We start from the raw sequence: 9,778 nt of genomic DNA, 5'->3' as shown, positions 1-9,778 counted from the left end.
CCGCATCCCGGCGCGGTTCGGGCTGGACCCGGTCCGCGACGTGCAGGTGCTCTGTCCGATGAACCGGGGCGGGCTTGGGGCGCGGTCGCTGAATATCGAATTGCAGCAGGCGTTGAACCCACCAGGCGACATGAAGGTCGAGCGGTTCGGCTGGACCTATGGTCCCGGCGACAAGGTGATGCAGATCGCCAACGATTATGACCGGGACGTCTTCAACGGGGATCTTGGCGTTATCGACAGGATCGATGTGGAAGAGGGCGAACTGAGGGTCTTATTCGATGGACGGGAGGTCGTTTACGGATTCGGCGAGCTGGACGAACTGGTGCTCGCCTATGCGACCACCATTCACAAGAGCCAGGGCTCGGAATACCCGGCGGCGGTGATCCCGCTGGTGACACAGCATTACGCCATGCTGGCGCGGAACCTGCTCTATACGGGCGTCACACGGGGGCGGAAGCTTGTCGTGCTGGTCGGGCAGAAGAAGGCGCAGGCCATCGCTGTGCGGAACCAGGGCGGCAGACGGCGGTGGTCGAAGCTCAGGGAGTGGCTGGCCGGTAGCGTCGCATGATGGAGTGGCGGGGGTGACGGGTGTGTCTCCATGTCGCTTCCGCCTTCATGTGGGACCTTGCGCGCACCTATCAGGCACTCATAGGCGCAGGCAAACAGGCTAAGATCACTATTCGTCTTCGCAGATAATTTTGTCCGCAACGATTATTTCTTTAAAAATTACAAAATGCAATGTATTATTCGATATTGGGTTGTAAAGACATTTGCCTTCGTAATATAATTAATAAATGAAGCATAGATGAGAATACAGAAGCATGAAAATTGAATTTCGTAGCGTATGTTTGTTGAACAAACAGGCAGACCAACACAACAATCTTGGTTTCCTTCGTAAAGAGCTTGGAAAAATTCGTTCTCCACATGAACCGTCTTGGGTAATGATGATCAGCGCAATAGCGTTTTTTATTGCGTATTTCGTGCCTCTTTATTTGCAAAATCACCCAGATCTCGATGCTCTTAGCGGAGCATTTGCAATTATAGGCGCCTCAATGCTCTGGCTCGATACAAATTCGACCGACAGATCGTTAGTTGGTTTTCTTCGACCCGAAATTGAGACTACTTCAAGCTCAGGATGGTTGGGATGGCTTCTATCAGCTATACTTCTGATTTTACAAATATTAGTATTTGTAATGATTTTTTGCGCAACAATTAGGTTAATGTTCGATTATATACCAAATACAGTATCATCCCCCAGTAATCTTGTAATTACATTCTCTAGAACGCTGGTTATGGCTTTGTTGCTTGCTGCCACTCTTTATGTTTTACAACGTGTCAAAAGCCGCGTTTCGCGGCAATATAAAAAATTAACTTCGCTTTTCCGACGTGAAATTAGCAAGATTGAACAATCGTCCACCCACAGCTTGTGGAAAGCGGCTAGCTTAGTCGCCAGTATGCGGGCCGGCATACGATCTCTTGGATTATTATTCCTCGTCGGATCCGGCTTGATAGTTATTGTAGAACACGTGCTCGATATCCTGCTTAGTCGGAGTGATCTGATCAATTGGGCTGTTTTATGGTTAAGATCTTTTAACGCATATAAAGATGGTTCTGTCTGAATGAGAGCGGGACCTTCCGCTTGCTCCCGCTAAATTGCCTGTCGGCTCAATGTGGACGGTGCAGACAGACGGCATTCGCCTCATTTGTGACATTGCGTGAATAAGAACGTCTTGCTGAAAGCGGACAGTTCAAGACGAGAGCATTCATACTGTTTTAACAATGCGGCCTCGCGATTCCTCCAGCGTTGGTCTAGGTGATCGGGTGTAAATTTATGGAACTGACGTTCAATATCGCCTATGTTATCTAACATTCAACCTTCTATTCGCAGCAATATTGAAAAAAACGTGATCCATTTTAAAAAAAAAGACATTTTTCCTGTTTCTGTGTGCCCTATTCCTGCACATGCCTTATCTGGCATCTGCACATCCAGACGGGAGGATGACGGATGGGAAATTTACTCCAATGCACGTTTCCAATATCAGATTTGTTATCCTTCCCAGCTGTTAAAACCACAAGGGGAGCCTGATAATGGTGACGGGCAGAAATTTTTAGCCTCTGATGGAGGTGAACTGACTGTATTTGGAGGGTACAATGATGTTCTGCACTGGACGATTGAATATACATTAAAGACATACAGTGCAGATCTTGTTGGTCAGAAAGGTAAAATTACTTACCAGGTTATAAAAAATGATTGGGCTGTTTTTTCTGGAGATGATGGTGAAAGAACAGAATTTTATGGGAAAATATTTATTCGGAATAATAAGTTTTATATGTTTGAGATCACCTACAAAAAAGAACACAAAAATAAATACAGTAAAATTGTTGAAATAATATCTAGATGCTTCACTTAGTAAATATTATTTAATATTTGATGCATACTTTAATTATGATGCATAAGCGCCGGTTGAGGCATCTGCATAAGCGTCGGGATCGTTCATAGACTGCCGTGCCAGTCTATAGGCTGGGTGCATTGCCAGTAAGCGCTCGTGCTGGTCGAATGCTTCATCCAAAGAAGAAAAGACTCGAAATGGCGCTATAGTCGCAATCAGCTTGTGGTCTTTGGTTTCTTCATGAGGCGGTGCCAAGACAAAACTCTGCCCACGTCCCGCCTTTATCCCAAAGGATTATTGGAATGGGAAGGCATTCTTTTTCCAGAACCACTTTCCAACATCCACTGGGCTATCGTGATGGATGCGGGTACCTTCCATTTTCTTTGTGCTGTTTGGGCTGCCTGAATTACGGCATCCGGAACTGATGAACTGGAACTCGAAGGTTTTGCGTTTACGCCTGATGATATTGTAACTCTGTTCACACTGTTCGATAATTTTGAATCATTCAGCACGCGCAAAGTCGGACCTCGCGGGTCAATCCGTCCGTCAGGACAAGGCATACCGACAAGGTTTTGTTGAATTTTGCGAATAGCCTCAGAGGTACGAAACCCACAAAGACCATCGATACGCAGGCGAGAGGTATATTTCGGAAGGCGGAGCTATTGTCATTAAGCAGGCTGATCGAATACGCAAATCTGCGTAACATACAATAGTTACGATTACTAAAAAAGAACACAATGAGATGATTTATTATGTTCATACCGTTAGACTCTACTGATTACGAGATCCGCCAAACATTTCATTGCCTAGCTGCTTAGGCGCCAGTTCTTTAGGCGAAAATGCTGATATGTTTGGAGATATGCTAGAGGAAGCGATCCAGTGCGGGCCTCGAACGCATGATCTTCTGTTCAAACGGCAAACGATCGACGAATTGAGAATTTTACTAGCTTACGACGATAAAGAAATCGACCGCGTCAGTAGGGGTGTGCTCGGTATAGACCCGACTGCAGAAGTTGAGGAACCTCCCAACTGGGGGTGCTTTCCAAACCTGCGGACGTTCTGGACCGCTGTTTTACACGCCTTTGAAAATGATCCCGAGGTGCAGGCGACAAAAGGCGATTGACCAGAGCGCAGAGGGGCAGTCGTCAATAGATATCACGGAGATATCGAATTCTGTGCATTGGTAAACAAAAGCTTACAGTCCGCTTACCCCCCTATACTGTCTGTCAGCTCAGCAGAAACAGAGCAGACAGACAGCAGTCGCCTTCAATTCGGTCGTTCAGTCCAATGAGTTGCATTCCACATAGCCGACATGATTTGTTCAAATCCATGTCGCTGTGTTAAATTCTGTCGAGTCGTAAATTTCAAAATAATACAAGCTACCTCCCTCCAATATTCTTGATAACGGGTAGCTTGCGAAAGCATCAAGCAGAAAAGAGAATTAATGTCATACGATACTACACCAATCCAAGAGGTTGATCCTGAACGCTCTATTCTCTTTCTTGGGTCTGGATTCAGTCTTGGTGCAACCAACATTGCAAACGACAGCCCGCCGAACGGTAGGGGGCTGCGGCGCCATTTTATTAAACAACTTAAGCTCCCTGAGGATACTGACTACGATTTGCAAGTCCTCAGCGACGAGTTTGCCAATGGCGATGCCCAAAAGCTTCGCGATGAACTCTACAGAATTTTTCGGCTAACGGAATTGACGGCGGGACAAACCGCCATTCTTAATGAGCCGTGGCGGCGAATCTACACAACCAACTATGATGACGCGGTAGAATTAAATCGATTAAACAATAAGCTGTCACCGAACACCTTTGATGTCTCTGAGCCGGTCCCCAACAAATTACCTGACGGAGCAGTTGTACATCTTCATGGCAGCATTCGTCTGATCACTCCTGAGAACGTGAAGGATAACCTCGTGCTTGGTGAGCGTTCCTACGTGAACCAATATGTTGTCCGCTCGCCTTGGTACGATCAATTCCAACGCGACCTAGAGGGTGTTATGCACCTTGAGCGAGTATAGCGGCGTTTCTGAGCATGAAACATGCGAAAGCGACGACATGGAGATTTGCGAGGGTTGAAGCGTAACGCTCGTAGTCCTTGACGAGCCTGCGGCATCGTGTGGCCCATGCGAAAGACCGCTCGACAACCCATCGGCGCGGCAGCAGGACAAAGCCGCGCTTGGCTTCGGGCAACTTGACGACTTCGAGTGCGATACCGTGCGTGCGAGCCGCCTCGTCTGGTTTTGAACCCGTATATCCCTGATCGACATAGGCCAGTTCGACGCTTTCGTCAGTGGCCTCCTGAATGGCAGCGGCGAGGCGTCCGACCTCGGCGCGATCATCCCGGTTGGCTGGCGTGACATGCAGGGCCAGCAGATGGCCCAGCGTATCCACAGCCATATGCAGCTTCGAGCCCCGTTTGCGTTTGGCCCCGTCGTAACCGGCGCGAGGCCCGCTCTCGGGTGTCGAACGCAATGTCCGTCTGTCGAGGATGGCTGCAGTGGGTTCCGGCAGGCGACCGGAAGCCATGCGCAAGACGGCCCGCAGGTCAGATGCCAGTGCTTCGAAGCAGCCTGCCTCCATCCAGCGACGGGATTGCTGATAGACCGCCGACCAGGGCGGCAGATCGTTCGGCATGGCGCGCCAGGTAATCCCGTAGCGGATCACGTAGCGCAACCCGTTGAACAGTTCGCGCAGATCATGCCGCCGCTGTTCCGCGTCCTCTCGCATCAGGACCAGATACGGGACGACCAGAGACCATTCTTCGTCTGATACGTCAGATGGATACGGCTTGCGGGCTTGCGTCATTCAGCATTACTGAACCAATCGCGTACGAAAGTACATAACACCCTCTAGGCGCGCTCGCAGAAACGGGAAAATGGTCCCTGCCTCAATCTCGCGCTTTACCTCGTCGATACTGAGGTCGTCGTAGCGGCCGGAGTCCATGGCCGAGTCGAGATAAAAGGCGATAAAGGTGAGCATGGTAATTTGCATGGTCAACCCCATCCGGAAATCAATGTCATACGAACACACTTCTGGAACAGATAAAAAACAAATAAGCAGTCTGTCCAACATTTAGATGTCTTGTCCCGAAGTTTGATGATGAATCATCTGCGTCTGCAATTCCTCACTTCCCATCTTTTTTGACGGTCTCGATTCTTCATTTCGTTTGTCTGACTTGTATCCCGCGCAAAATTGAGCACAATGGGATACATGTTTTCATTTACGAAACCGTCAAGCATAGAGGGTTCTTCAGTTGGAAAAAGAGAAAGAGTTTTCCCAAAAGAAAGAAAAGCTTAGAGAGATAATTTCTGAGAGTTTGAGGGTTCAGCGCGGAAATGAGAAGATTGAATATATAGATTCCGGCACAGCCTTAGCTGATGCTAAATTTAAACAAAATCATGCGATTTTTGCACGAAGAGGTTGTGGAAAGACTTTATTACTCCATCACTCGGCGCGACAATTATCAGACGACGTAAAATCAATATATCTCAACTGTGAAGACTTTAAAAGACATACGTTCCCAAATGTACTAATTGAAATATTAACGTCTCTGTTTCGCGAAATGAGAAAGAATCAAAAAGGGTGGTTTGGAAGAAAACGGAAGCTAAAAAGTATCTTAGATGATTCGATAAACAAATTAGAAGGAATGAAGATTCGTGATGATACAGAAAGACAGGAGATTAAAGCTACAACAAAGTCTGAGAGTTCTTATGAGGGAGATCTTGGAGTTGAACATTCTGGACTAAAATTGGGTACTAATGCCTCACAAGGTTATTCTTCCGAAATAGAAAGATCATTTGCCATTCATAGAGACAAACTTAGATCATTAGACGAATGGCTTCCCACACTAAAAGAAAACATAAGAGAATTTTTCTCTCTATCAAATACGGTAAAATACATAATAATACAACTTGACGATTTGTACCATCTAAAAAGAATGGACCAAGCATTTATTGTTGATTACATTCATAGGCTATGCAAAGATGTTCCTTTATACTTTAAACTAGCGACACTAAGGCATGCATCTACACTTTATATAGATCGCGACGGTCAGCCCATAGGCGCGCAAGAAAGACATGATTATCAGCCAATAGATATTGACTATACATTCAAAGATTTCAATAGAACGCTTGAACAAAACAAAAATATTTTATTGAAATACGCAGACAAAGCATCCATCAGTGACGACGTAATAGCCACCCTTTTTAAGGGTGAAGGGTTCTCTCGATTGGTAATGGCGGGGGGAGGCGTCCCACGTGACGTACTATCCTTGTTCCTTGAACTTCTTAGCGATTCAAATACAAACAAAAATAAAATAGGAAAAGATGATGTACGAAACTTATCAAAACAAAATTTTGAGCGAAAAATAGACGAACTGAAGCAAGACTCAAAAAAAGAAGAGCAGGGAAAATTATTGAAAGGAATATATATGTTAAAGACATTTTGTCTCGACAAAAAGACAAATATATTTCTCATTTCTGAAAAGTTTCTACAGGAAAATGATTCATGGAGAGAACTAATATATCGACTTCTCGATTACAGGATCATACACAATACGGCATCAGCCATAACGCACAAAACAAAACCCGGAACCTATCAGGCTTTTTCCATTGACATCGGGTGTTACGCTCACTTTAGACAATTAAATGGAAGATTTAACGAGATTGATTTATCTAGCAACGATGTGAAAGATAAAATGAGGTCGTCGCCGATTTTGGACGAGAAATCCTTGGAAAACCTTCGTTCATTAGTTCCACAAAACTCAGAACAGGAACTAAAAAATTCTGGAGAATAATATGTTAGGCCCTGTTAGATCTTGAAATTTTTTTCACATTGTAGGGATGGAAGAAGGAGACGGAACAGGCACTTTTACGGACGAGACGTAGGCGATCTTGCAACCTTTGATTGAGGCGGTTCGCCCAAGGGGCAAGACGTCGCCCCATGATCTGCGGCGTACGATAGTAGCGATCTTCTGGCGTCATGAGAATGGCGCGAAATGGCGGAGTATCCCCACTGAACTGGGTCCGTGGTGGCGGGCGGCACAGCTTTTCATCCGCTGGGCGAAACTGGGTGTGTGGAAACGCCTGCTCGAACTGGTTCAGGAGCGACAAGGAGTGGCGCTCGGAATGACTTTTCTGGATGGCACGAACATCAGAGCTCACTACAAGGCGGCGGGAGCCCAAAAAAAGGGGGCTTTTTCGAAGAGCGAGACCATCGTGAAGCACGTGGCCGCTCTCGCGGCGGCTATGGTACAAAAGTCTGCGTGATCGCTGATGGACATGGAAAAGCCTTCGGTTTTGCGCTGACCCCGGACAGGCTCATGAACTGCCCCTGGCACCAGCCATGCTCGACAGCCTTCCTGCCATTCCTCTGTGGGTAGTGGCGGACAAGGCTACGTGTCGGATGCCTTCCGTGAGCGGATATGGGACATGGGAGCCCGACCGGCCATTCCCGCGAAACGACGCGATGCACCGGTTGCCTGCCTTAAATTGCCGGCATCTTGTCGAGAACCTCTGGGCTTGCCTCAAAAAGTGGCGCGCTGTCGCAACCAGATACGAAAAACTGCAATCTCGTTCCTCGCCGTCATCCATATAGCTACGGCAGCAGACTGGACCACGTGCTAACAGGCCCTAACTATAGCCACATAGCTATCATGAACGTTGGCAGCACGAATGGCTGCTTATCTAATTTTCATGCCGAACAGCCGACATACCGCTTCCCCCCCCATTGCTGCTAGTCGGCTCATGAATTTGAAGCATACTGGCGGCTTGCGCCTCATTTCAGACACGCAGAAGGCTGCTTGGCCATTCGGTAAGCGGACTTATGATCACAAGGAATAAATTATAGTTACCGTGTAGCTTCATGTCGTGGCTATTTAACTATCGCCGCTTGAGAGTAATTATGGTGATTAATGCGTGGTGATTGAAGATAGGATTTTGCAATGTCAGATAGTATAGCGTCTGCTATAATTGGTTTAGTTGGTGCGGTTGTGGGTGGGGGTATATCCGCCTTAACGAATTATCTAATATCAAAGAATACATTGAATCAGTATAAACAAGAGAAATCTTGGGAAGTCCGCAGGGAAGCTTATTCCACCATTATTAACGGTCTAACATTAGCTAAAAACCAAGCCTTGAATATTCTTGAGGGTTATGACCCACACCCAGACGATTGGTGCGCATCTGATAGATATCACGAAATCAAAGGAAAAATGTTTGAGAATCTCAAAATCAGTTATAATGCGTTTCAGAAAAACCGCTTATTCCTTTCCAATGATTTCATCAAAAAATATGAAGCGATGCGGGACAAGATGAATGATGATACAAATTCATTTCCACCAGAAATTGACGAAAACGTTTCCAATACACTTCAGGAGAAAGTTCCGCTTCTAGAAGCGCTGGCGCAAGCCGGTATTCAGTAACGGCTTCTTATATATGCGTGACGCACGGCAGGACTTTGGTTCCGCCTTGTATCTCGATGTGTGCGGGAGGGGGATCGTGCGATCAGAAAACGTCGACACAGAGGCCAGCAATCGCTCTTAAACCCTGCTTGTAGAAGCCCTCTCAGACGCGTCTTTTCCCGGCGATGCCATCAGCCAGCCAATACTCCGTCACAGAGGCTTAGAATGATGACTTCGCCTGCAACCTTGACTCTCATAATGGGTCTGTTCTCCACTTGTTTCAGCCCCGACGAAGATACCATAATGGCTTACGCAGGAGACCGAACCATGGGTTTGGCCTGCACCCGCTCCTTCGGTCGACTTCCCCCCCATTGCCGTCGTTTCCTGCCGGGAAAAGGTGCGGATTTTGGGCGGGTCCGGGGCTTTTAGAGTTAGAGGGCTGCGCGAATTTTCGTGACGGGTTGAGAGGGTGGGAGAGAGTCTCCTGTCCGCCCGTCATGGAGTGTTTCGCCATGGCGACCGCCATTCCCAAAATCAGCCTGAGTTCCTCCCGCGACATCCCGTTCAACCGGCTGGTGCTGTCCCAGTCCAACGTGCGGCGTGTGAAGTCCGGCCTGTCGATCGAGGAACTGGCCCGCGACATCGAGCGCCGCGGCCTGCTGCAGAGTCTGAACGTCCGCCCTGTTCTCGACGACACCGGGGCCGAGACCGGTAGCTATGAAGTGCCAGCCGGTGGACGACGCTTTCGCGCGCTCAAACTGCTGGTGAAGCAGAAGAAACTGGCGAAGACGGCGCCCGTGCCATGCGTGGTGCGCGAGGTTGGATCGGCCATTCTTGCCGAGGATGACTCCCTGGCCGAGAATGTCCAGCGCGTGGCCCTGCATCCGCTGGACCAGTTCCGCGCCTTCCGTGACATGCTGGAGAAGGGGATGTCCGAGGAGGAAATCGCCGCCGCGTTCTTTGTCGCACCGACCGTG

The 9,778-nt window shown here is 47.9% G+C and carries 11 protein-coding genes and 1 pseudogene; 10 read left to right on the top strand and 2 right to left on the bottom strand.

All coding sequences use genetic code 11. The features are described from left to right. The 6 genes from JCM25156_RS21885 to JCM25156_RS27775 all read left to right on the top strand — a co-directional run. On the top strand, positions 1–568 hold a 568-nt coding region (locus tag JCM25156_RS21885; protein ID WP_034958515.1), incomplete at its 5' end, for an ATP-dependent DNA helicase. Between the two features lie 253 nt (positions 569–821). Continuing rightward, on the top strand, positions 822–1,619 hold the full coding sequence (locus JCM25156_RS28700) for a hypothetical protein (protein ID WP_148299335.1): 798 nt from the start codon (positions 822–824) through the stop codon (positions 1,617–1,619). 285 nt (positions 1,620–1,904) lie between these two features. Further along, positions 1,905–2,411 carry a hypothetical protein gene (locus tag JCM25156_RS28695; protein ID WP_148299334.1) on the top strand — a complete coding sequence of 169 codons (507 nt, stop codon included), beginning with the start codon at positions 1,905–1,907 and terminating at the stop codon, positions 2,409–2,411. Positions 2,412–2,546: 135 nt separating this feature from the next. Next, entirely contained in the window at positions 2,547–2,795 is a 249-nt protein-coding gene (locus tag JCM25156_RS30835; protein WP_242402501.1) for a hypothetical protein, read from the top strand. Positions 2,796–3,237: 442 nt separating this feature from the next. Beyond that, on the top strand, positions 3,238–3,513 hold the full coding sequence (locus tag JCM25156_RS05725; protein WP_025812431.1) for a hypothetical protein: 276 nt from the start codon (positions 3,238–3,240) through the stop codon (positions 3,511–3,513). A gap of 321 nt (positions 3,514–3,834) precedes the next feature. Beyond that, a complete protein-coding gene (locus tag JCM25156_RS27775) occupies positions 3,835–4,419 on the top strand; it encodes an SIR2 family protein (RefSeq protein ID WP_084296456.1) in 585 nt (194 codons plus the stop codon). Here the strand turns inward: JCM25156_RS27775 and JCM25156_RS05720 are convergent. Both JCM25156_RS05720 and JCM25156_RS29355 read right to left on the bottom strand, forming a co-directional pair. After that, the gene (locus tag JCM25156_RS05720) at positions 4,397–5,206 is read right to left on the bottom strand and encodes an IS5 family transposase (protein WP_025812430.1); all 810 of its coding nucleotides are present in this window, start codon (positions 5,204–5,206) and stop codon (positions 4,397–4,399) included. The two genes, JCM25156_RS27775 and JCM25156_RS05720, sit on opposite strands and share 23 nt — an antisense overlap. Before the next feature lie 6 nt (positions 5,207–5,212). Beyond that, positions 5,213–5,473 carry a hypothetical protein gene (locus tag JCM25156_RS29355; protein ID WP_025812429.1) on the bottom strand — a complete coding sequence of 87 codons (261 nt, stop codon included), beginning with the start codon at positions 5,471–5,473 and terminating at the stop codon, positions 5,213–5,215. 181 nt (positions 5,474–5,654) lie between these two features. On the opposite strand from JCM25156_RS29355, the gene JCM25156_RS27770 reads away from it, so the two are divergent. The 4 genes and pseudogenes from JCM25156_RS27770 to JCM25156_RS21880 all read left to right on the top strand — a co-directional run. Next, a complete protein-coding gene (locus JCM25156_RS27770; protein ID WP_084296455.1) occupies positions 5,655–7,196 on the top strand; it encodes a P-loop NTPase family protein in 1,542 nt (513 codons plus the stop codon). A gap of 94 nt (positions 7,197–7,290) precedes the next feature. Beyond that, positions 7,291–8,025: pseudogene (locus tag JCM25156_RS27765) on the top strand (IS5 family transposase). A 317-nt stretch (positions 8,026–8,342) separates the two neighbouring features. Next, entirely contained in the window at positions 8,343–8,822 is a 480-nt protein-coding gene (locus JCM25156_RS28685; protein WP_148299333.1) for a hypothetical protein, read from the top strand. 491 nt (positions 8,823–9,313) lie between these two features. Next, on the top strand, positions 9,314–9,778 hold a 465-nt coding region (locus JCM25156_RS21880; protein WP_159104969.1), incomplete at its 3' end, for a ParB/RepB/Spo0J family partition protein.

The sequence above is a fragment of the Komagataeibacter kakiaceti JCM 25156 genome (genome assembly GCF_000613305.1).
Note: the sequence above shows the minus strand (reverse complement) of the source record. Positions and strands in the feature narration are given on the sequence as shown.

What these genes read in the sequence shown, in the direction of transcription:
- JCM25156_RS05720 (WP_025812430.1), bottom strand. Translation starts at nt 5,206, where the DNA reads ATGACGCAAGCCCGCAAGCCGTATCCATCTGACGTATCAGACGAAGAA.
- JCM25156_RS29355 (WP_025812429.1), bottom strand. Translation starts at nt 5,473, where the DNA reads ATGTTGGACAGACTGCTTATTTGTTTTTTATCTGTTCCAGAAGTGTGT.
- JCM25156_RS28700 (WP_148299335.1), top strand. Translation starts at nt 822, where the DNA reads ATGAAAATTGAATTTCGTAGCGTATGTTTGTTGAACAAACAGGCAGAC.
- JCM25156_RS05725 (WP_025812431.1), top strand. Translation starts at nt 3,238, where the DNA reads ATGTTTGGAGATATGCTAGAGGAAGCGATCCAGTGCGGGCCTCGAACG.
- JCM25156_RS27775 (WP_084296456.1), top strand. Translation starts at nt 3,835, where the DNA reads ATGTCATACGATACTACACCAATCCAAGAGGTTGATCCTGAACGCTCT.
- JCM25156_RS28685 (WP_148299333.1), top strand. Translation starts at nt 8,343, where the DNA reads ATGTCAGATAGTATAGCGTCTGCTATAATTGGTTTAGTTGGTGCGGTT.